18 protein-coding genes and 1 pseudogene are annotated in these 22,451 nt (G+C 73.0%); 13 read left to right on the forward strand and 6 right to left on the reverse strand.

Annotation, left to right across the window (positions count from 1 at the left end; all coding sequences use genetic code 11):
* Positions 1–63 precede the first annotated feature (63 nt).
* From HTV45_RS20310 to HTV45_RS20320, 3 genes are read left to right on the forward strand one after another with little or no spacing between them, the layout of a single operon-like run.
* Complete coding sequence (locus HTV45_RS20310; protein WP_215207234.1) at positions 64–1,023, forward strand: dihydrodipicolinate synthase family protein; 960 nt, start codon at positions 64–66, stop codon at positions 1,021–1,023.
* Positions 1,020–2,015: an ROK family protein gene (locus HTV45_RS20315; RefSeq protein WP_215207235.1), complete on the forward strand. Its 996-nt coding sequence runs from the start codon at positions 1,020–1,022 to the stop codon at positions 2,013–2,015. Before HTV45_RS20310 ends, HTV45_RS20315 begins: the two co-directional genes overlap by 4 nt.
* Positions 1,988–2,662, forward strand: a complete 675-nt coding sequence (locus HTV45_RS20320; protein WP_215207236.1) for an N-acetylmannosamine-6-phosphate 2-epimerase — start codon at positions 1,988–1,990, stop codon at positions 2,660–2,662. The genes HTV45_RS20315 and HTV45_RS20320 overlap by 28 nt, the downstream gene beginning before the upstream one ends.
* Before the next feature lie 240 nt (positions 2,663–2,902).
* Here the strand turns inward: HTV45_RS20320 and HTV45_RS20325 are convergent.
* Positions 2,903–3,613 (reverse strand): annotated as a pseudogene (locus HTV45_RS20325) (zinc-binding dehydrogenase); the annotation flags it as partial.
* Positions 3,614–3,884: 271 nt separating this feature from the next.
* Here HTV45_RS20325 and HTV45_RS34860 point away from each other — a divergent pair.
* Positions 3,885–4,568: a response regulator transcription factor gene (locus tag HTV45_RS34860; RefSeq protein ID WP_215207237.1), complete on the forward strand. Its 684-nt coding sequence runs from the start codon at positions 3,885–3,887 to the stop codon at positions 4,566–4,568.
* Between the two features lie 90 nt (positions 4,569–4,658).
* Here HTV45_RS34860 and HTV45_RS35055 read toward each other — a convergent pair whose 3' ends face one another.
* The 3 genes from HTV45_RS35055 to HTV45_RS20345 form a co-directional block, all read right to left on the reverse strand.
* Positions 4,659–6,095 (reverse strand): cell wall metabolism sensor histidine kinase WalK, encoded by a 1,437-nt coding sequence (locus HTV45_RS35055; protein WP_215207238.1) that lies wholly within the window; start codon positions 6,093–6,095, stop codon positions 4,659–4,661.
* Positions 6,092–6,817 (reverse strand): response regulator transcription factor, encoded by a 726-nt coding sequence (locus HTV45_RS20340; RefSeq protein ID WP_215207283.1) that lies wholly within the window; start codon positions 6,815–6,817, stop codon positions 6,092–6,094. Before HTV45_RS20340 ends, HTV45_RS35055 begins: the two co-directional genes overlap by 4 nt.
* A 91-nt stretch (positions 6,818–6,908) precedes the next feature.
* Positions 6,909–9,167 carry an MMPL family transporter gene (locus tag HTV45_RS20345; RefSeq protein WP_251692452.1) on the reverse strand — a complete coding sequence of 753 codons (2,259 nt, stop codon included), beginning with the start codon at positions 9,165–9,167 and terminating at the stop codon, positions 6,909–6,911.
* 913 nt (positions 9,168–10,080) lie between these two features.
* On the opposite strand from HTV45_RS20345, the gene HTV45_RS20350 reads away from it, so the two are divergent.
* The 9 genes from HTV45_RS20350 to HTV45_RS34400 all read left to right on the forward strand — a co-directional run bounded on the left by HTV45_RS20350 (position 10,081) and on the right by HTV45_RS34400 (position 20,583).
* Entirely contained in the window at positions 10,081–11,238 is a 1,158-nt protein-coding gene (locus HTV45_RS20350) for a tartrate dehydrogenase (protein ID WP_215207239.1), read from the forward strand.
* A gap of 518 nt (positions 11,239–11,756) precedes the next feature.
* A complete protein-coding gene (locus tag HTV45_RS20355; RefSeq protein WP_215207240.1) occupies positions 11,757–13,031 on the forward strand; it encodes an MFS transporter in 1,275 nt (424 codons plus the stop codon).
* 48 nt (positions 13,032–13,079) lie between these two features.
* A complete protein-coding gene (locus HTV45_RS20360; protein WP_215207241.1) occupies positions 13,080–14,066 on the forward strand; it encodes an NAD(P)-dependent oxidoreductase in 987 nt (328 codons plus the stop codon).
* Between the two features lie 44 nt (positions 14,067–14,110).
* Positions 14,111–15,493 (forward strand): acyclic terpene utilization AtuA family protein, encoded by a 1,383-nt coding sequence (locus HTV45_RS20365; protein WP_215207242.1) that lies wholly within the window; start codon positions 14,111–14,113, stop codon positions 15,491–15,493.
* Positions 15,486–15,815 carry a DUF4387 domain-containing protein gene (locus HTV45_RS20370; RefSeq protein WP_215207243.1) on the forward strand — a complete coding sequence of 110 codons (330 nt, stop codon included), beginning with the start codon at positions 15,486–15,488 and terminating at the stop codon, positions 15,813–15,815. The genes HTV45_RS20365 and HTV45_RS20370 overlap by 8 nt, the downstream gene beginning before the upstream one ends.
* 236 nt (positions 15,816–16,051) lie before the next feature.
* Complete coding sequence (locus HTV45_RS20375) at positions 16,052–17,878, forward strand: gamma-glutamyltransferase family protein (RefSeq protein WP_215207244.1); 1,827 nt, start codon at positions 16,052–16,054, stop codon at positions 17,876–17,878.
* Positions 17,879–17,978: 100 nt separating this feature from the next.
* The gene (locus HTV45_RS20380; protein WP_215207245.1) at positions 17,979–18,827 is read left to right on the forward strand and encodes an inositol monophosphatase family protein; all 849 of its coding nucleotides are present in this window, start codon (positions 17,979–17,981) and stop codon (positions 18,825–18,827) included.
* Positions 18,828–18,927: 100 nt separating this feature from the next.
* The gene (locus tag HTV45_RS20385) at positions 18,928–20,337 is read left to right on the forward strand and encodes an NAD(P)/FAD-dependent oxidoreductase (RefSeq protein ID WP_215207246.1); all 1,410 of its coding nucleotides are present in this window, start codon (positions 18,928–18,930) and stop codon (positions 20,335–20,337) included.
* A gap of 30 nt (positions 20,338–20,367) precedes the next feature.
* Entirely contained in the window at positions 20,368–20,583 is a 216-nt protein-coding gene (locus HTV45_RS34400; protein WP_215207285.1) for a macro domain-containing protein, read from the forward strand.
* A 21-nt stretch (positions 20,584–20,604) separates the two neighbouring features.
* On the opposite strand, the gene HTV45_RS20395 is transcribed toward HTV45_RS34400, so the two are convergent.
* On the reverse strand, positions 20,605–21,675 hold the full coding sequence (locus HTV45_RS20395; RefSeq protein WP_215207247.1) for an SPFH domain-containing protein: 1,071 nt from the start codon (positions 21,673–21,675) through the stop codon (positions 20,605–20,607).
* A 4-nt stretch (positions 21,676–21,679) separates the two neighbouring features.
* The gene (locus tag HTV45_RS20400; protein WP_215207248.1) at positions 21,680–22,111 is read right to left on the reverse strand and encodes an NfeD family protein; all 432 of its coding nucleotides are present in this window, start codon (positions 22,109–22,111) and stop codon (positions 21,680–21,682) included.
* Between the last annotated feature and the right edge of the window lie 340 nt (positions 22,112–22,451).

Genomic DNA, 22,451 nt, shown 5'->3' on the forward strand with positions numbered 1-22,451 from the left:
CGCCACCGGCCGCGGGCGCCCCGCCCTCCCGGTACCACCGATCCGCACAGCCCAGGAGTCACCATGTCCCCGTCCCAGCCCCTCCGCGGCGTCGTGCCGCCCGTCTGCACCCCCCTGGACGCGTCGGGAGAGGTCGACACCGTCTCGCTCACCCGGCACGTGGAGCACCTCGTGAACGGGGGAGTGCACGGGCTGTTCGCCCTGGGGTCCAGCAGCGAGGTCGCCTTCCTCACCGACCGGCAGCGGGAGGTGACGCTGCGGACCGTCGTCGAGGCCGCCGCGGGCCGCGTTCCCGTGATCGCCGGCGTCATCGACATGACCACCCCGCGTGTCCTCGTCCACGCGGAGGCCGCCCGCGAGGCCGGCGCCGACGGCCTGGTCGCGACCGCGCCCTTCTACACCCGGACCCACCCCGTCGAGATCGCCCGCCACTTCCGCACGCTGCGCTCCCGTGTCGACCTGCCCCTGTACGCCTACGACATCCCGGTCTGCGTGCACAGCAAGCTCTCCGTCGCCCTGGTCCGCGAACTGGCCGAGGACGGCACCCTCGCCGGCCTCAAGGACAGCAGCGGCGACGAAGGCGGCCTGCGCCGGCTCATCGTCGGGCTCGGCGGGCGCCTCGGCCGCGCCGACGGCCCCGCCCCCGGCTTCAGCATCCTCACCGGCTCCGAACTCACCGTGGACGCCGCCCTGCTGGCCGGCGCCGACGGCGTCGTGCCCGGTCTGGGCAACGTGGACCCCGCCGGATACGTCCGCCTCTACGACGCCGTGCGCGGCGGCGACCTCGCCGGCGCCGTCGCGGAACAGGAGCGGCTCGTCGAGCTGTTCGGCCTGGTCGACGCCGGACCGGAGAGCGAGATGGGCCGCAACTCCTCCGCGATCGGCGCGTTCAAGCACGCGCTGCGCCTGCTCGGGGTGTTCGCCGAGGGCACCACCGCCGCCCCGCAGATCCAGCTGGACGAGGTCTCGATCGCCCTCGTCGGGGAGCGGCTGCGCGGCGCCGGCCTGCTCCCGGTCCGATGACGGCATCCCGTCCGGACGCCGGAGCACCGGTGATCGGCCTCGACCTGGGCGGCACGAAGATCGCCGCGGCCCTGGTCGCGGGCGACGGTGCCGTCCTGGCCCGGCACTCCCTGCCGACACCGGCGACCAGCGGCGCCGAGGCGGTGCTCGACGCGCTCGCCGGAGCCGTCCGTACGGTGTGGGCACCGGGCACCACGGCGATCGGTGTCGCCGCCGCCGGAGTCATCGACCCGCGGACCGGCACCGTCACCAGCGCCACGGACACGATCCGCGGCTGGGCCGGCACCGCCCTGGCGGCCGGCCTCGCCGCCCGCACAGGGCTGCCGGTCGCCTGCGACAACGACGTACGCGCGGCCGCGGCGACGGAGCTGCCCGACCCGCACGACGGCGGGAACGGGCGCGGGGTCACGATGATCTACGCGGCCGTCGGCACCGGCGTCGGCGGCGCCGTGGCGGTGGACGGACGGATGCTGCAGGGCGCGGCCGGGATCGCCGGACACCTCGGACACCTGCCGAGTCCCGAGGCCGACGGACTGCTCTGCACCTGTGGCGCCACCGGACATCTGGAGGCGATCGCGGCGGGACCCGGCATCACCGCCCACTACACGCGGATGAGCGGAGTCCCCGCGGACCGCCTGGAAAGAGTGGCCGCCCGCGCGGCCGGGGGCGAACCGCACGCCACCGCGGCCGTCGTCCTCGGCGCCGAGGCGGTCGGCCGCGCCCTCGGCGGCCTCGCCAACACCCTCGGAGCCGACCGTGTCGTCATCGGTGGGGGCGTGCCCCGCATCGGCGCGCTGTACACGGATGCCCTGGACGCGGCGTTCGCCGCCGAACTCATGGCGCCGCTGAGAAAGCTGCGTCCGGTACCGCCGCGCGGCGGGCCCGACGCCGCGGTCCTCGGCGCGGCCGCGCTGCCCCGCACCCTGCCCCTGCACCACCCGCCCACCACCACCGGAGCCCCGCGATGCCCCCGTCTCTCGCCGCAGCCCTGAAGGGCCGGCTGATCGTCTCCTGCCAGGCCCCGCCCGGCGACCCGATGCGGCACACCGACACCCTGGTCCGTATGGCGCTGGCGGCCCGGGCCGGTGGCGCGGCGGCGGTCCGCGTCAACGACCCGGAGGTCGTCGCGGCCACCGTGGCGGCCGTCGCCCTGCCGGTCATCGGCCTGTGGAAGGACGGCGACAGCGGCGTCTTCATCACCCCGACCGTGCGCCACGCCCTCGCCCTTGTGGACGCCGGGGCCGCGGTCGTGGCGGCCGACGCCACCGCCCGCCCGCGGCCCGACGGCAGCGCCTTCGCGGAGCTCGTCGAGGCCGTGCACGAGGCGGGAGCCCTGGTGATGGCCGATGTGTCGACTTTCGACGAGGGCCGCGAAGCCGCCGAGCGGGGCGCCGACTTCGTGGGCACGACGCTCTCCGGCTATGTGCCGGGCTCCCCCGTGCAGAGCGCCCCGGACCTCGCCCTCGTCGCCGGCCTCGCCGCCGCGCTCCCCGTGCCGGTGATCGCCGAGGGCCGTATAGCGACCCCCGGGCAGGCCGCCCGGGCTCTCGAGGCGGGTGCGCTGAGCGTCGTCGTGGGCACCGCCATCACGGCCCCGACCGCCCTGACCCGGACGTTCGTGGCCGGACTCGCCCGCTGAAGCCTCCGGCGGAGCGAGCCGGGGCGGGACGGAGCGAGCCGGAGCGAGCTGGCGCGGGACGGAGCGAGCCGGAGCGAGCCGGGGTGGGACGGCGCGTCGGCGCGAGGTGCCCCGCGCCCCGGGTCTCTTCCGCTCGAGCGGCGCCGGCCGGCCATGAGGGTGCGGTCGGACGTGGGGACGCGACGGCCGACGACAGGTGACCGGGGGTCCCTGGCGGGGCGGCGGGCCGGAACACGCTTCTCAGGGGTGCATGACCAGCTTCCCCACGTGGTCCCTTCGGGCCAGTTCCCGCTGCGCGTCGGCGGCCCGGTCCAGGGGGAAGGCCGTGGCCACGACCGGCTGGATCTCCGCCCGGCGGGCCAGGTCCATGAGGAGGCCGAAGTGCGTGGGCGTGTGCATCGAGGAGCCGATCAGCTGCGCGTTGTGCAGGTAGAGGCGGCGTACGTCGAAGGACACGTCGTACCCGCCGAGCGCGCCGGCGACGACCCACCGGCCTCCTTCGCGCAGCAGGGGCAGGACCGCGCTCACCAGGCCGCCCGCCACGACGTCGAGTGCGACGTCGGGTCCCTCGGGGGCGGCGGCACGGATCTGTCCGGCGATGTCCTCCGCGCGGTCGACGACGTGGTGGGCGCCCGCCGCGCGCACCGCGTCGGTCTTGGAACGGCTGGTCACGGCGAGCACCGTCGCGCCGCGCGCACGGGCGATCTGCACCAGCGCCAGACCGACGCCGCCGGACGCTCCGGAGACCAGCACCGTCTCACCCCTTCGCAGCCGTCCCCGCTCGATCATGCCGAGCGCCGTGCCGTAGGCGGTCGGCAGTGCCGCGAGCTGGTCGTCCGTGAGCGGTGAGTCCGTCACGTCGTGCGCCTGCTCCGCCGGAGCCGTCACGTACTCGGCGTAACCGCCGTCGCGTTCGCTGCCCATCAGGCCCACCGGGTTCGCGTCCGGCCCCGCCGCTTCCGGCAAGCCGACGGTGGAGAACGACGGCGGGAACTGACGCGGATCCGCCCCGCGCGGCGGGGCGGGTGAGTCGGCTGCCCCGGTCGGGCGCGGTGGCGCGGCAGCCGGCCGCCCACAGTCAAGGAACGCTCAGGTTCACCGAGGGCCTGCCGTCAAGTGCGGTGTGAAGGATGGGGCGGGTCATCCCGCAAGCCGGCCGGGACCGAGTTCCTGTGCCGGGCGGGCAGTGCCGGAAGGGCTGTCGAGCCGAGAAGAAGGACCCGTGGACAAGGTAATCGTCGCAGGCGGGCCGTGCCTCGTGCGGGCGGCCCTCACCAAGGTGATCGATGCGAGCGGCACCATGAGGGTGGTGGGAACCGCCGCACACGGAAGGGATCTCGAAGACCTGCTCGGCAGGGGCGCCGAGGCGGAGGTCGTGCTGCTCGACCACTCCCTGCACGCTGCCGGAGGGCCGGACGACTTCACCGCTCTGATCGCCCGGATCTGTGCCGTGGCCCGGACCGTGGTCTTCGGCGCGCCCAGCGCTCAGAGGGTCGATGCCCAGGTGCGGGCCGGGGCCACGGGCGTGCTCGGCGCCGATGTCAGCGCGGCGCAGCTCGTCGCCGCCCTGGAGACCGTGTGCCGGGGCGGCCTTGTCGTCGCCCTGGGGACGGCCCCGGCCGTCAACACGGCCCAGGCGCGGGTCACGCCCGGACTCACCGGACAACTCTCCCTACGGGAACGCGAGATCCTCACCATGCTGTCGAGCGGTCAGGACAGTGACGCCATCGCCCGCGACCTGGGGCTCAGTCCTCTCACCGTGAAGACCCACATCACGCGGATGCTCGGCAAGCTGGGCATCCGCCGGCGCGGGCATCTGATCGCCTTCGCCTACGAGAGCGGGCTCGTGGTGCCCGGTATGACGCCCACCAGTTTCATCGCGAACCGGCTGCAAGCGGCCTCGTGACGCCCGGCCCGGCGCCGCCCGGGGCCACGAACGGCACTGCCGTCCGACCAACGGTCGGACGGCAGTGCCGTTCGTGGCCCTCGTCCGGTGTCAGGTACCGGGGCGTGAGTCCTCAGGGAGACGTCCGAGCGGGAGCCGGATGGTGACGGTGGTTCCGACACCCACCTCCGAGTCCACGGTCACCTGTCCGTCATGGGCGTGCACGATGGCCTCCACGATGGCCAGGCCGAGTCCGGAACCGCCGTAGGCGCGGCTGCGGCTGGCCTCGGCACGCCAGAACCGTTCGAAGACGCGGGGCAGGTCCTCGGGGGAGATGCCGGGACCGTTGTCGATGACGCTCAGCTCCACGGCGTCGCTGCCGAGGGCGACCTTGACACGGACGGAGGTGCGGGCCGGGGTGTGCTGGACGGCGTTGCCCACGAGATTGCGCAGGACCTGCTGCAGACGATCGCCGTCTCCGATGACGGGCGCCGGCGGGGCGGGCTCCATGACGATGCCACGCTGCGGGTAGATGATCTGGGCGTCCTCGACGACGCTGGCGGCCAGGGCGGTGACGTCCACGTCGTCCTGCTCGACGGGCCGGCCGGCGTCCAGCCGGGCGAGCAGCGCGAGGTCCTCCACGAGCAGGCGCATCCGTCCCACCTCGTTCTCGATGTGCTCGAGCGCGGTCTCCAGGTCCGCGCCGGTCAGTCCGCCCTGGCGGTGCAGGTCGAGCCACCCGGAGATGGTGGACAGCGGGGTGCGCAGTTCGTGGGAGGTGTCGGCGGCCAGCGAGCGCACGGTCGCCTCCGCGCGGGCCTGGGCGTCGAACGCCCGGTTGACCGCCTTGGCCAGCAGGTCGGCTTCGCTGCCGTTGCGATGCGTGGGCAGCCGCTCGGTCAGGGAGCCCGCGGCGATGGCGTCGGCGCTGCGGGCCATACGGGCGAGCGGGCGCATGCCGAGGCGCAGGACGACGACGGACAGGGCCAGCAGCACCAGCAACGCGCCGCCGATCAGGGCCAGGTGCCGTCCGACGAGGGCGTCGGTGGTGGCGTCGTCGACGGAGGTGTCGATGGCGAGGACGACGGCCGCCGGTGCCACGGTGCCCTCGGCCGGCCCGCGGTCGATGACCAGTCCGGGACTGGGGATGCGTACGGCGCTGAGGTCGCCGCCCTCCAGGGTGACGACGCTTCCAGCCGGTGCCGTTGCGCTGAGAGCGGCGAGTTCCTCCTCGGCCCGGGCCGCGGAACCGGTGCTGAGCAGCACCTTGTTGTTCTCGTCGACGGCCACCGTGCCCAGGGGTGAGCCGAGGAGGGCGCCGAGGTGGTCGGCGTCGGCGGTCTGCGGTCCCCGGCCGATGACCTGCGCCAGCCGCCCGGCGTTGGCCTCGAGGGTGTGCTGGTCGCGCTTGTCCAGGAAGTTCTCCACCAGGAAGGCGCTGATGACGGCGCTGGCGACCAGGCCGACGACCAGCAGGAGGGCCAGCCCGGCGAGCAGGCGCAGACGGAGGCTGGAGAAGGCCCAGGGAAGACGGCTGCGGAGTCTCACGCGTCGCCCTGCTCTCGGAGGGTGTAGCCGACGCCGCGGACGGTGCGCAGCAGTGGCGCCCGGCCGTGGTCGATCTTGCGCCGGAGATTGGAGATGAACCGTTCGACGACGACGGAGTCCCCGCCGAAGTCGTACTGCCACACGGCTTCGAGGATCTGGGCGCGGGAGAGGACCTGTCCCTGGTGTCTGAGCAGGTAGTGCAGCAGACGGTATTCGGTGGGGGACAGTTCGACGAGCCGGCCGTCCCTGCGGACCTCGTGGCGCAGGTCGTCGAGGGTGAGGTCGGCGCAGCGCAGGCGGGTGTCCTCGGCGGTGGGTCCTCCGCTGCCACCGCGGGCACGGCGCAGCAGCGCGTGCAGGCGGGCGCCGACCTCGACGACGCTGAAGGGTTTGGTGACGTAGTCGTCGCCGCCCAGGCGCAGGCCCCGTACCCGGTCCTCCACGGCGTCGCGGGCGGTGAGGAAGAGCACGGGGACGTCGATGGCGCGGGAGCGCAACAGCTGGAGGATCTCGAAACCGTCGGCACCGGGAAGCATCACGTCCAGGACGATGATGTCCGGCGGGCGGCGGGCGACCTGCTCGAGGGCTTCGGTCAGGTCACCCGCCACATCGACGTCGAACGCGGCGAACCGGAGTGCCGAGATCAGCAGACGCCTGATGCCGGGATCGTCGTCGATGACGAGGACGCGGTCGGCGGTACCCGGCGGGTTGACGGCGTTCATGGGGTCTCCAGGTGACGGCAGCGGCCGTCCGACGTCCGCCGTCGCGGCGGACTCGGTGGGTGTCCCGGTGTCGGCTCTGCTGATCATCGTGTCACAGGCCCACGGGAGTGGATTCCCTGACGGCGGCGTGGGCGGCCACCGGCTCGGGAGCGTGGAAGTTCCCGCCCTCGACGTCGACTTGCGGCAGCACACGGTCCAGCCGGCGCGGCAGCCACCAGGCCCGGTCCCCCAGAAGTGCCAGGACCGCCGGCACGAGGGTCATACGGACCAGGAAGGCGTCCACCATGACTCCGAAGGCCAGGGCGAAGGCGATCGGCATGATATCGGCGTCGTGGGAGAACAGGAAACTGACGAACACCGAGACCATGATGAGCGCCGCGGACGTGACCACGCGGGCGGCGTTGCGGGATCCGTTGAGGATGGCCGCGCGGGCGTCGCGGTTGCGGTGGTAGTCCTCCCGCATGGCGGAGACCAGGAACACCTCGTAGTCCATGGCCAGTCCGAAGAGTACGGACATCACGACGATGGGCACGAAGCTGGCCACCGGGCCCTCGCTGGGAACACCGAGCGGGCCGGCCAGCCACCCCCACTGGAACACCGCCACGGTGGCCCCGAAGGCCGCACCCACGGACAGCAGGAACCCGATGGTGGCCTTGACCGGGATGGCGATCGAACGGAACGCGATCATCAGCAGGAGCAGGGACAGCCCGACCACGACGATCACGAAGGGCACGAGCGCGCCGCTGAGCTTGTCGGAGACGTCGATGCTGACGGCGGTCATGCCGGTGACGGCGACATAGCTGCCGCTGGACTCCGCCAGCGGCAGCATCTGGGTGCGCAGCCGGGAGACGAGGGCGCTGGTCTCCTCGGACCGCGGGCCGGTTTCGGGGATGATCTGGATCCGTGCCGCTGTTTTGTTCTCGGCCACGTCGATGCCGCTGACGTCCGCGATGCCCCGGACGTCGCGCAGCTCCTCCTCGACGGCGTCGGCCGTGGAGACGACGGTGGCCGGGTCGTCGCTCTCGACGAGCACGACGAGCGGCCCGTTGGCGCCGGGACCGAAGGCGTCACTGATCACGTCGTAGGCCTGGCGGCTGGAGTTGGTCGTGGCGCTGGAGCCCTCGTCGGTGAGTGCCAGCTTCAGCTGCAGGGCGGGAAGGGCCAGGGCGACGAGCGCGACGGTGCCCAGGATCAGATTGCGTACGGGGTGGCGCAGCACGCCCTGGGTCCAGCGCACGCCCATGGTGTCCGCCGGGCCGTCGTGCGCCGACTGCGGCCGGGCGCGCTTGCGGCCGGGGAGGCGCGGGAGCCGGCGCCGCCGGGCGGTGGTGGACCGGGGTGCCCTGGGCGTGAGCCGGTGGCCGGCCATCCCCATCAGCGCGGGCAGCAGGGTCACCGCGGTGATGACGGCGACCGCGACCGCTCCGGCGGACGCCAGACCCATGGAGGTCAGCATCGGTACACCGGCGACGGCGAGACCGGAGAGCGCGATGAGGACGGTGGCTCCGGCGAAGATCACGGCGCTGCCCGCGGTGGCGGTGGCCCTGGCGATGGACTCCCGCACCGGCATACCGGTGGCGAGCTGGGCGCGGTGCCGGGAGACGATGAACAGGGCGTAGTCGATACCGACGGCGAGGCCCAGCATGATCGCCAGGGTGGGCGCGTTGTCGGAGACCCCGAACGCCGTGGCCAGACCGATCATCGCGGCCATCGTGCCGACGATCCCCAGCACGGCGGTGATCAGCGGCAGGCCCGCGGCCAGCAGCGACCCGAAGGTGATCACCAGAATGATCAGGGCCACTCCCAGACCGACCAGCTCACCGGGTCCCACGGGCGGATGCGAGGACTCGTAGGGCTCACCGCCGTAGACGGTCCTCAGGCCCGCCTGCTGGGCCGGGTCCCCCGCGGCCTTCACCGCGTCCAGCGTGCCGGCGGGCACGTCGTCCGCCTCCTTGGTGGTGAAGGTGACCTGTGCCACCGCGGTGCGTCCGTCCTCGGAGACGGTGCCGCTCTCGGCCGGGTCGGCGACCTCGCTCACCCCGGGGACCTGGCCCGTGGCCCGCAGCGTGGCCTCCATCGGCTCGCGCAGCCCCGGCTCGGTCACCTTGCGGCCGTCCGGCGCCTGGAACACGATCTGCGCCGACTGGGCGTCCGGCTCGGGGAAGTGCCGTTCCATCTTGGTCAGGGCCGTCTGTGCCGGTGAGCCGGGTATGGAACTGCTGTCCGTGAAGGAACCGGCGAAGGAGAGCCCGAGACCGACCACCGCACCGAGGGCGAGCAGCCATCCGATCAACATCCGTTGCCAGCGGCGGGCACCCAGCGCACCCAGCCGATACAAGAGCGTAGCCATCAGTGATTCCCTCACTCGTAGAAGACGACACGTCACATCCTTCGCAGCGGACTTGACGGCCGCCGCACGGGAAACCTGAGGGTTTCCTGACGGTTGGGTTCCGACGCCGTCAGGTTCGTGCGGCTGCCGGGTTGCCGGGCCGGCGTAGTCGGCGCTCCGCGGGCCTTTGGGCCAGGTCGCGCGCCCGGGGGCAGGTCGCGGTGGCGGACGTGCGCAGGATGGGTCGACAGCGCGCCGACCCGGCGCGAGAGGCGCCCGTCCTGCTCCCGGCGGGCATCGGGAGGCCCGGATGCCGTCGGTCGGTGTCGGCCCGGCGCGGCAGGACCCGGACGAGCCCGCCGCGATCCGGACGCGGTCCGACGTGCCACCCCAAGCGCGTGATCACCTCACGCCTCCGGCCACCACGTCACCGATGTTGCCGACCGGTTGCCGTTCCCCCGTGGATGCCGGTGACGGCCCCCGTCCCGAAGCGCGGGAGCGCGACATCGCTCTCGTCCTCCCGCGGCGCGACGCGGTGGCGGTGGACCGGATCCCCGTCGGTGGCCGGGGCGGCGTGCGCGGATGAAGGAGGGACGCTGCCGCGCAGGGCACGCGCCGTTTCCCGGCCGGACGCCTTGCGGGAATGCGGAACCGGGCGGCACCCCGGCCGCGGACGGCGACGCCGGACTCGCGTCGGCGGGGCCGCGGTGGGAGGAGATCCGCAGGTCGTCCACGACCGGACGGCCCCTGGGTCAGGAGCGCCCCGGACGCCGGGGCTTTCCGCGGGGGAAAACGTGCCTTGCGCGTTACGGCCTTGTGAACGCCCGTCACCGCTGGCCAAGGTGGGGGCCAGCCGCGCCGTGGCCGGACCGCCTCGACACCGAGCGCTCGTCACCGGACCCGCGCATCGATCACCTGGACCGGGAGTCAATTCGTGCCGCAGAGCTATCGCATCGCAGTGGTCCCCGGCGACGGGATCGGCCGAGAGGTCGTCCCGGAGGGCCTGAGGTGCCTGCGGGCCGCCGCCGAGGTGTACGGGTTCGCACTCGACGTCACCGAGTTCGACTTCGCCAGCGCCGACTACTGGCTGAAGCACGGCACGATGCTGCCCGGGAACTGGCGGGACGTCCTCGGTCCCTTCGACGCCATCTTCTTCGGCGCGGTCGGATGGCCCGAAGTGGTACCGGACCATGTGTCGCTGTGGGGCAGCCTGCTCCAGCTGCGGCGGGGCTTCGACCAGTACGTCAACCTGCGTCCCGTCCGGCTGCTGCGCGGCGTACGCAGTCCGCTGCGCGACCACCGGCCGGGCGACATCGACTTCTACGTCGTACGGGAGAACACCGAGGGCGAGTACTCCAGCATCGGGGGCCGGATCTTCGAGGGCACCGATCGCGAGACCGTGGTCCAGGAGACGGTCATGACACGGACCGGCGTCGACCGCGTCCTGCGCTATGCCTTCGACCTCGCCTCGTCCCGCCCGGACAAACACCTCACCTGGGCGACGAAGAGCAACGGCATCTCGATCTCCATGCCCTACTGGGACGAGCGGGCGACCGAGATGGCCGCCCGGTACCCCGACGTGAGGGCCGACAAGGACCACATCGACATCCTGACCGCCAAGTTCGTCCTCCAGCCCGACCGGTACGACGTGGTCGTCGCCAGCAACCTGTTCGGCGACATCCTCTCCGACCTCGGCCCGGCCTGCACCGGAACCATCGGCATCGCCCCCAGCGCCAACATCAACCCCGACCGCGTCTTCCCCAGCCTCTTCGAACCGGTCCACGGGTCGGCACCGGACATCGCCGGTCTCGGTGTCGCCAACCCCGTCGGGCAGATCTGGAGCGGCGCCATGATGCTCACCCACCTCGGCGAGAACGACGCCGCCGCGCACATGGTGGCCGCGATCGAGAGCGTGCTGGACGAGCAGCCCGGTGTGCTCACCCCCGACCTCGGGGGCACGGGCACCACGGCGGGGCTGGGGCAGGCCGTCGCGGCCCGGATCACCGCCGGGCCGCTCGCCGGTCACGACGGACGGGCGGCGGCCGGCGGCCCGGCCGCCCGCACGGCCGGGGAAGGGGCCACGGCGTCATGAGGACCAGGCCGGTCCTCGACGGCTTCCCCGGGGCGCCCGTACCCGAGGAGGTGGGGTGATCCGCGGGGCCCGGCCGGTCCGCTCCCCGGGACACGGGCCGCCCGCAGCCACCGCCCGGAACCGCCACGGGCTCACGCCGGGAACAGGTCCGACAGGGCCGGTGATCCTCGGGGAGCGCGCATCGTCCCGCTTCTTACGGCCGGACCGACGGACCGGGGCTCCGACGACCTGACCCCGTGACCGGGACCGACCGGGCCGGACCGACCGGGCCGGACCGACCGGGCCGGACCGACCGGGCCGGACCGACCGGGCCGGGACCGCCCTCCCCGGCCCGCCCTCCCCGAACCCGCCCTCCCCGGCCCGCCGCCCCCCAGGGCGTCTCCCTCCTCCGAGGCGGGAGACGAACCGACACCGCTCACCCAGCACTCGGGGAGGGCGGTTCCTCACCCCCACGCCGGCATTCCTCACCCATCCAGACAGCTGCCCAGCAATGGTGGCGGCGCGAAGGGACGACCTTCATGACGACGGTGTCAGCAGGGCAGCGCACACGTACCCGGCGCATCACGTTCCTGGTCGCTCTCGCGGTCTTCGCGCAGGAGTCGACCTGGAACTTCTACGAATCCCAGGTACCGCCGCTCCTGCGGGAGCACCTCAGCAGCGCGGCCGTCGTGGGCCTGCTGATGGGCATGGACAACCTGCTGGGCATCTTCATCCAGCCGTGGATCGGCAACCGGTCCGACCGGACCAGGACCTCCTGGGGCCGCCGGATGCCCTACCTGGTGATCGGGATGCCGGTCGCCGCCGCGCTGTTCATCCTCATCCCGCACAGCGCCTCGTCCTTGCCGCTGCTGATCGTGGTGCTCTTCGCGTACGCGCTCGTCGCCAACACCTTCAAACCGATCGCCGAGGCGCTCGTACCGGACTTCATCGCACCCGAGCGACGGAGCCGGGCCAACGCCGCGGTCAAGATCGCCTCCAGCATCACGACCATCGTCGCCGCCCTGATCAGCATCTTCCTGGTCGACAACCATCTGAGCCTCGCGTTCGCCATCCCCGCGATCATCATGCTGATCTCGATCGGGGTACTCTCGGCCACCGTGCGCGACAACCGGTCCCCGGCCTACCAGGCGGCGGTGGCCGAGACCGAGGCGATGCACGGCGAGGAGCGCGCCGATCCGCGCGTCCGGGACACCTTCGTCGAGATCCTCAAGGACACCGACCGCAGCCGGCTCCTGCTGCTCCTGGCGATCTTCCTCTTCGGCAGCGCGTGGGCCGCGTCCCGTTCGCTGATCACGCCGTTCGGGATGGAAGCCCTGGACATGTCGAAGGGGGCCGCCGGCGGTCTCACCCTGCCCGGCGGGATCGCCTTCATCCTGGCCGCCTACCCGGCAGCCATGCTCGCCGAGCGTTACGGACGGCTCCGGGTCATGGGCGTGGGCATGTCGGTCTTCGCCGGCGCCATGGTGCTGGGAACCCTCCTGCGGACTCCGGCGGGCGTCACCGTGGCCCTGTGCCTCGGCGCGATCGGCGCGACCTGCTTCCTGGTCAACGCGGTGGTCGTGCTGTGGAACCTCGCACCCTCGGCGCGGGTCTTCGGGACCTACGCCGGTATGTACACCGTCGGCTGGGCCGGCGGCGGCTTCCTCGGCCCGGCGGCGGTCGGTGGCATGGTCGACATCACCGGCTGGCCCCTGATGCTCGTCGACATCGCCTTCGTCGCCACGCTGTCCATCGTCGTCGTGGCCAGGATCGGTGTGCTCCGGCGGCGCACCGCCCTGGCCCTCGCCAAGTAACCAGCCACCCCCGCTGCCCGGCACCGGACGCAGCAGAGACGAGGTACCGTGCCCCGCGTTCTGATCACCACGGACTACCTGCGGCCCGGCGACGAGGTCGACGACCGCCTTCGGGCGCACGGCCACACGACGGTGCACGCCCCGTCGGCCGGCCGGCGCACTCCCGAGCAGCTCGTCGCCGCCCTCGACGGAATCGACGCGGCGCTCGTCGCCCATGAACCCCTGACCGCCGAGGTCCTGTCCCGGGCCCCCCGCCTGCGCGCCGTCGTGCGCACCGGCGTCGGCTACGACTCGATCGACATCGCCGCCGCGGGCAGGCTCGGCGTCACGGTGAGCAACCTGCCGGGAATCAACGCGAACGCGGTGGCCGAGTACACCCTGGCTCTGCTGCTGGCGACGGCGCGGCGACTGGTGCGGAGCGCGGTGGGCGTCGCGGCCGGCCGATGGCCGAGGGAGGACGGCCATGAACTGCGCGGGGCGACGCTCGGCCTGATCGGCTACGGGGCGGCGGCGCGCGCCGTGGTGCCGCTGGCGAGGGCCTTCGGCATGGAGGTGCTGTGCACGACCGGTGTGCCGCCGAGCGAGCGGACCGACCCGGCGGTGCGGTTCGTCGCGCTCCCCGAACTGCTGGCGGCATCCGACTACGTATCGGTGCACACCGCGCTGACGGACCGCACCCGCGGTCTCCTGGACGCCTCCGCCTTCCGGCGGATGAAGCCGACGGCGGTGCTGGTCAACACAGCGCGGGGCGCCGTCGTCGACGAGCGGGCCCTCGCCGACGCCGTGCGGGGCGGCGAGATCGCCGCGGCAGCCCTCGACGTGGTCCGCGAGGAGCCGCTCCCGGCCGACAGCCCGCTGCGGGACGTCGAGGGAATCGTCGTCTTCTCCCACCTCGCGGGCCAGACCGCCCAGGCTCGTGCCGCCGCCGGCCTGGAGGGAGCGGCCGAGGTGGTGGCCGCCCTCGCCGGCCGCCCCCGGTTCGCCGTCAACGCCCACCTGCTGCCCGCCGGCCACACCGCCCGGACCGACGGGTGACACCCGCCCGCCATCTGCCCGGCACACCGACAAGGAAGAGGAACATGGACAACGAACGGGTCGACCAGGTCAAGGTCCTGGCACCGACCGGCATGCTCGGAGCCGGTTTTCCCGAAGCCACCATCGAACGGGGGCTGGCGCTCGGCGCCGACGTCATCTCCGTCGACGGCGGCAGCACCGACTCCGGTCCCCACTATCTCGGCGCGTCGCAGCCCAAGACCACCCGTGCCGCGGTCGCCCGTGATCTCCGCATCCTGCTCAAGGCCGCGGCGGACGCCGGTATCCCGCTGATCGTGGGCTCCTGCGGCACCAGCGGAACCGACTCCGGTGTCGACTGGGTCGCCGGCATCGTCGCCGACATCCAGGCGGCCGAGGGACTGCGGCTGCGGGTGGCGCGCGTCTACAGCGAACAGGACACCGGCACGCTCCTGGAGCGCCTGGCCGAGGGCCGCGTCCACGCCCTGCCTCCGCTCGGCCCGCTGGAGCCGGAGACGCTGCGGAGCTGTACGCACATCGTGGGCGTGATGGGGCACGAGCCGATCGTCGCCGCGCTCGAGGGTGGTGCGCAGGTCGTGCTCGCCGGACGCGCCACCGACACCGCCATCGCCGCCGCCTACCCGCTGATGAAGGGGATGCCGGCCGGGCCGACCTGGCACGCGTCCAAGATCATCGAGTGTGGCGGGCAGTGCACCAGCAACCCGCGCTCCGGTGGCGTGCTGGCCACCATCGACGCCGACGGCTTCACCATCGAGCCGCTCGATCCGGCCGCCGCCTGCACACCCGTCCTGGTCGCCGCCCACATGCTCTACGAGACGGTCAACCCGTTCGAGATGCGCGAGCCCGACGGCACCCTGGACGTCCGGGACGCCGTCTACACCGCCCAGGACGACCGCGTCGTACGGGTCGAGGGTTCGCGCTTCCACGTCGCCGGCCAGCACACCATCAAGCTCGAAGGCGCCCGGATCACCGGCTACGAGACGATGTCGTTCAGCGCCGTCCGGGATCCGCACATCCTCGCGAACATCGACGACTGGGCCGCTCTCATGCGCACGATGATCAGGCAGCGGGTGGAGCAGACCATCGGTCTGAGCGAGGACAAGTACGCCTTCGACCTGCGTCTCTACGGCCACAACGCGATCCTCGGGGATCTCGATCCGGCAGCGGTTCCGCCTCGCGAGGTGGGCGTCATGCTCCTCGTCAACGCACCGGACCAGAGCACCGCCACCGCCGTCGCCAAGATCGCCAACCCGCTGATGCTCCACCTGCCGACGGCCGACATGGACTACCTGCCCAGCCTGGCGTTCGCCACCTCACCGGCCGAGGTCGAGCGCGGCGCGGCATACGAGTTCGTGCTCCACCACGTCGTCGACACCGGCACCCCCACCGACATGTTCCGCACCGAGACCGAGGAGACCCCTCATGGCTGAGACCGCCCCCACCACCCTGGGCGACCTGGCGTACGAGGTCCGCTCCAAGAACGCCGGACCCTTCTGGGTCACCATGGAGCTGTTCATGCGCGACCCGGACGGCTACCGCGTCGCCGCCGACGAGACGTTCCTCAACGAGGGCACGGTCGCCCGGCTCTACGGAGTCGACGAGGCCGACGTGCAGATGTTCCGCATCCCGTCGCTGAACGTCGTCAAGATCTCCTTCCCGCGCCCCGTCAGCCAGGCGTCACTGCATGACCGCGACGTCCACTGCGGTCAGCACCACGTGCCGCTGGCGGTGCTGCCCGTGCCCGCTGCCTGACACCGCCCGCCGGCCGGGACGGCCTCCACGGCCCGGACGACCGTCACGGCCGGGCCGGCGTCACCGCCGGCCCGGCCGTGATACCGGAGGCGGGGGAGATGGGGCGCGGAGCGATCGGTAGCCTGCCGGGGGAGCGGACGGAGAAGCGCTCCGGCCCGGACTCCCGGGTTCTCCCCAGACCGGTCCCGAGCGCCGACCGATCCGGCCGATCGCGGAAGAACGAGGTCAGAGGCTCCATGTTCACCACCCGTCCCACCCTTCAGGGCACCTTCGGCATGGTGTCCTCCACCCACTGGCTGGCCTCGCAGTCGGCGATGGCCGTGCTGGAGGACGGCGGCAACGCCTACGACGCGGCCGTGGCCGGAGCCTTCGTGCTGCACGTCGTCGAACCGCACCTCAACGGACCGGCCGGCGAGGTGCCGATCCTGCTCGCACCCGCCGGCGGGGAGGTACGGGTGCTGTGCGGGCAGGGCGTCGCCCCGGCCGGGGCGACCGTCGCCCACTACCACGGGCTCGGCCTGGACCTCGTCCCCGGGACCGGACCCCTCGCCGCGGCGGTGCCCGGCGCCTTCGACGCCTGGATGCTTCTGCTGCGCGACCACGGCACCAAGCCGCTCGCCGACGTCCTGAAGTACGCCATCGGATACGCCGGGGACGGGCACCCTCCGGTGGAGCGGATCGGCGAGACCGTGGAGACCGTGCGCGAGCTGTTCGAGACGGAGTGGACATCCTCGGCCGAGGTGTACCTGCCCGGCGGACGCGCCCCGCGCCCCGGTGGACTGCTGCGCAATCCCGCGCTCGCCGCCACCTGGAAGCGGCTGCTCGCCGAGGTCGCCGGCGCCGGGGACCGGGAGGCGCAGATCGACGCCGCGCGGGAGGTGTGGCGCGGCGGATTCATAGCGGAGGCCCTGGTCCGGCAGGCCGGGCGGCCGACCCTGGACACCAGCGGCGAACGGCACAGCGGCACCCTGACAGCCGCCGACCTCGCCGGCTGGTCCGCGGCCTACGAGGAGCCGGTGCGCCACGACTACGACGGCTGGACCGTGTGCAAGGCCGGCCCCTGGAGCCAGGGCCCGGTGCTGCTCCAGCAGCTCGCCCTGCTCCCGCCGGAACTGCCCGACCACGGCTCCGCCGACTACCTGCACCTGCTGATCGAGGGCTGCAAGCTGGCCATGGCCGACCGGGAGGCCTGGTACGGCGACGCGGCCGGGGTTCCGCTCGACGACCTGCTGTCGGCCGAGTACAACGCCGAGCGGCGGACCAGGGTCGGCCCCCGCGCCTCGCACGAGCTGCGGCCCGGCAGCCCCGGCGGACGCACCCCCCGGCTGGCCGCCCGCGCGGGCGTGGTGGCCACGGACGATCCCGGCTCCGGCTCCATGGGGGTGGGCGAACCCACCGTCGCCAAGCGCCCCACGTCCCCCGTGCCCGGCGAACCGGATGTCTCCGCGGACGGCGCCACCCGCGGCGACACCTGCCATCTGGACATCGTGGACCGCTGGGGCAACATGATCGCGGCCACACCCAGCGGAGGCTGGCTCCAGTCGAACCCCGTCGTGCCCGAACTGGGCTTCCCGCTCGGCACCCGCCTCCAGATGACCTGGCTGGAGGAAGGGCTCGCGGGCACCCTCACCCCCGGCCGGCGTCCCCGGACCACGCTGTCGCCGTCCCTCGCGCTGCGCGGGGGCGTGCCCGTCATGGCGTTCGGTACGCCAGGCGGGGACCAGCAGGACCAGTGGCAGCTGCACTTCTTCCTGGCGGTCGTGCTGCGCGCGAAGGTGCGCGGCGGACTCGACCTCCAGGGCGCCATCGACGCCCCGAACTGGCACCACGACAGCTTCCCCGGCTCCTTCTACCCGCGCGGCATGCGCCCCGGCAGCGTCACCGTCGAGTCCCGCACCGACCCGGCGGTGGTGGAGGCACTGCGCCGCCGCGGCCACCGGGTGACCGTCGGCGACGCCTGGTCGGAGGGCCGGCTCTGCGCCGTCGCCCGGGACCCGGACACCGGAGTTCTCTCCGCGGCCGCGAACCCGCGCGGCCAGCAGGGGTACGCGGTGGGCCGCTGAGCCCACGGAGCGGCGGTCCGGCACCCCATTTTCCTGCCGATTCCACCTGAGGTACACCGGGAGGGACGGAAATGTCAGTGGCGCGTGCTCTCATGGAGGAATGATCGAGAACCACAACGAAACCATCGACGAGTTTCTCACCCGGCGCGCCTTCGACGTGGAGGAGGCCGTCCGCAAGGCCGCCGCACAGGAGATCATGCCGCGCTGGCGCCGCCTCGCCGAGCACGAGGTGGACCGCAAGACCGGCCCGCACGACCTGGTGACGGACGCCGACCGCAAGGCCGAGCTGTATCTCACCGAGGCGCTCGCCGCCCTGCTGCCCGGCTCCGTCGTGGTCGGCGAGGAGGCGGTGCACGCCGACCCCAGGTCCTACGAGGCGATACGGGAGGAGGCGCCGGTCTGGATCGTCGACCCCGTCGACGGGACCCGCCAGTTCGTGCGCGGCGACACCGGTTTCTGTACCCTGGTCGCCCTCGCCCTGCGCGGAGTGGTGTACGCCTCCTGGACCTACGCCCCCGTGGACGACCGGCTGGCCACGGCCGTCCGGGGACACGGCGCGCACCTCGACGGAGAGCGGCTGCGCGCCGGCTCCCCGGAGCCCGGCCGGGATCTGCGGGTGGCCACCTCCCACCCGGACTTCACGACGGACGAACAGAAGCTCGCCCTGCTCAGCCTGCGGACGGACGGCGTGGCGCCGCGTCCCTGCGGCTCCGCCGGCCTGGAGTACCTGGCCGTCGCCCAGGGCGCGTCCGACGCCACCGCCTTCTCCTGGGAAGCCGCCTGGGACCACGCGGCCGGACAGCTCCTCGTGGAGGAGGCCGGAGGCACCCACCTCACCCGCGCGGGCAAGCCCTTCGACATCCGGGGCGGCAACACCCTGCCCTTCACGGCGGCCCGGGACACGGCCACCGCGCACCGGGTGGTGGAACTCCTGTCGAACCCGGCCTGATCCGCCCCCGGACCGAAGGCCCCGGAAGTCCGGCGGCGCCCCGGCATATCCTGATCCCCCAGTGGACGCCCGCCGACAAAGGAGTCCGAAGGTGCCGTCGATGCTCGATGCGGTCGTGGTGGGGGCGGGGCCGAACGGGCTGACCGCTGCCGTGGAGCTGGCCAGGCGGGGCTTCTCGGTGGCCCTGTTCGAGGCGAAGGACACGGTGGGCGGCGGCGCCCGCACCGAAGAGCTCACCCTCCCCGGCTTCCGTCACGACCCGTGCTCCGCCGCACACCCCCTCGCCATCAACTCACCGGCGTTCCGAGCCCTCCCGCTGGAGCGCTACGGCCTGGAGTGGCTGCACCCGGAGCTACCCATGGCGCACCCCTTCCCCGGCGGCACGGCCGCCGTGCTGTCCCGCTCCGTCGGCGAGACGGCCGCCTCCTTCGGACCGCGCGACGCCGGCACCTACCGCCGCCTCGTCAGACCGTTCCTTGCCAAGTGGGACGTGCTCGCCCGCGACTTCATGTCCCTGCCGCTGACCGCGCTGCCCCGCGACCCGGTGACCCTCGCCCGCTTCGGACTGGCCGGTCTGCCCCCGTCGACCTGGCTCACCCGCCGTTTCCGCGACGAGCGGGCCCGTACCCTGTTCGCCGGCCTCGTCGCCCACGTCATGGCCCCCCTGGGCGGATTCGCCACCGGCGCCGTCGGCCTGGTCTTCGCCCTCGCCGCGCACGCCCGCGGCTGGCCCGTCGCCCGTGGCGGCTCCCAGGCGATCTCCGACGCCCTCGCCGGCTACCTCGAGGACCTCGGCGGCACCATCCACACCGACTACGAGGTCAAACGCCTCGACGACCTGCCGCCCGCCCGCGCGTACGTCTTCGACACCTCGCCCACCGCCCTGGCCCGCATCGCGGGCTTCGGCAGCCACTACGCGAACTACCGCTACGGCCCAGGCGTCTTCAAGATCGACTACGCGCTGGACGGCCCCGTGCCGTGGACCGCCCCCGAGGCCCGCAGGGCGGGCACCGTGCAGATCGGCGCGGACAGCGGCGAGATCGCCGCCGCCCTGCGCGCCGCCTCGCGCGAGGGCCGGGCCCCCGACACCCCCTTCCTCATCACCGTCCAGCCAGGCGTCGCCGACCCCACCCGCGCCCCGGCGGGCCGGCACGTCTTCTGGGCCTACGGCCATGTGCCCAACGGCTGGACCGGCGACCTCACCGACGCCGTCGAGCGCCAGCTGGAGCGCTACGCCCCCGGCTTCCGCGACCGCGTCCTGGCGCGCGCCACGGCCGGCCCGCCCGAACTCGCCGCCCGCAACGCCAACTACGTCGGCGGCGACATTGCCTCCGGCGCCGTCTCCGGACTCCAGCTCCTGCTGCGCCCCAAGCTCTCCCTGTTCCCGTACGCGACCCCGCACCCGGCCGTCTTCATCTGCTCGTCGGCCACCCCGCCCGGCCCCGGCGTGCACGGCATGTCCGGACACAACGCGGCGAAGGCCGTCTGGAGAAGGCTGCGCCAGACATGAGACCTCACCCTCACCCTCGTACGGGGCGACATCACCCGCCGGCGCGCCGACGCGGTCGTGCACGCCGCCAACTCCTCCCTGCCGGGCGGCGGGGGCGTCGACGACGCGATCCACCGCCGGGGCGGCCCGGAGATCCTGGCCGAGTGCCGCGCCCCGCGCGCAAGCACCCCGACGGCGGTCGGGGAGGTCGTCCTCGTCCTCTTCGACGACCGGGCCCACGCAGCGTTCGCCGCGGCGGCCGGCTGACCCCGTCCGGGGGCCGGCTCCTCAGGTGAGGCGGTCCTCGGCGCCTTCCGCGAGCTCCTGGCGCCGCCGTTTCGCGGCAGCGGCGCTGCCGCTGTCGGCCTCGGCGGCGTCCGCGAGCGCCTCCGCCGCGGCGCGGGCCGCCTGCGCCGTGTCGTCGGCGGCCCGGGTGGTGCTGTCGTCGGCCGACGGCTTCTCCCGGGTGGCCGGCGACCGGGGCAGCGCCTCCGTGAAGGCCTGGGAGACGCCCTGGAGCGCGGAGGTGATCTCGCTGGGGATCACCCAGAAGTTGTTGCCGCCGCCCTGCGCGAGCTGGGGGAGGGCCTGGAGGTACTGGTAGGCGAGGAGCCCCGGGTCGGGGTCGTTGCGGTGTACGGCCTGGAACACCTCGTCGATCGCCCGGGACTGGCCCTCGGCCTCCAGGATCGCGGCGGTCCGGTTGCCCTCCGCGCGCAGGACGGCTGCCTGCTTGTCGCCCTCCGCGGTGAGGATCTGCGACTGGCGCTGCCCCTCTGCCCCCAGGATCGCGGCCCGCTTGTCCCGCTCGGCGCGCATCTGCTTCTGCATCGCCTCCTTGATGGACTGCGGGGGATCGATGGCCTTGATCTCGACCCGGTTGACCCGCAGCCCCCACTTGCCGGTGGCCTCGTCCAGTACGCCGCGGAGCTGGCTGTTGATGGTGTCCCGTGAGGTGAGGGTCTTCTCCAGGTCCATGGACCCCACGACGTTGCGCAGGGTGGTGACGGTGAGCTGTTCGACGGCCTGGAGGAAGCTGGCGATCTCGTAGAAGGCCGCACGCGGGTCGGTGACCTGGAAGTACAGGACGGTGTCGATCTCGACGACCAGGTTGTCCTCGGTGATGACCGGCTGCGGTTTGAAGGAGACCACTTGTTCCCGCAGGTCGATCAGCGGGTGCACCCGGTCGATATAGGGGATGACGAGGCTGAGTCCGGGGGTGAGGGTGCGGTGGTAGCGGCCGAGCCGTTCCACGTTGCGGGCGCGAGCCTGCGGCACGATGCGGACCGCTCGTACGACGGTGAAGATCGCGAACACCGCGATGATCAGGCCGGCGAGGAGAGGGGCGGTGAGATCCATGGCTTCAGTCCCTGGGGTAGACGAGCGCGGTGGCGCCGCTGATCTCTATGACGTCGACGGTTCTTCCCGTTTCGATGACCAGGGTTTCGTCGTAACTGCGAGCGGTCCACTCCTCGCCGTCGATCCGTACCCGGCCGCCCGTGCCCGTCACGTCCGACAGGACGTAGGCGGGCTTGCCTATCAAGGCGTCCGTACCGAAGCGCGCCGACTGGGGCTGGGACATGTGGCGCAGGGCGAGGGGGCGCACGAACAGCAGCGTGCCGGTGGCGACCAGGGCGTACACCAGGAGCTGGAGCCCCAGCGGCAGTCCCGCCGCGGCGGCGCCGGAGGTGACCAGCGCGGCCGCGCTCAGCATGCCCAGGGCGGCAGTGAGGGTGAAGATCTCCGCCACCGCCAGGACGGCCGCGATGATCAGCCAGATCAGCCATGGATCCATGACGCGCCTCTTCTCACCGGTGCGGGTTTCGAGGGCTCGACCTTGTCCCCACTGTACGCATGAGCAGAGCGGGTTCCGAGATGTGTGCGCGAGGAAGGCGCTCCGACACCCGGAGAACCATCAGGACCACACAAAGTCCGACGGCGTCATTGCTTCGGTTGTGTTCGAGTTCTAGGGTGTGGCTGGCTCCGTAGTTGCTCCGTCACCACTGGTCGCGATCCGTCCCCGCCGCATCGTCCCGCACCGTCCGTCCCGTCCGTCCCGTCCGTTTCGTTCGGCGACGCGGTGACGCGGTGTCCCGGTGACGCTGCGAGGGGGATCCGACATGCCCTCAGTCCGC

This window comes from Streptomyces sp. CHD11 (genome assembly GCF_018638295.1).
Lineage (GTDB): Bacteria > Actinomycetota > Actinomycetes > Streptomycetales > Streptomycetaceae > Streptomyces.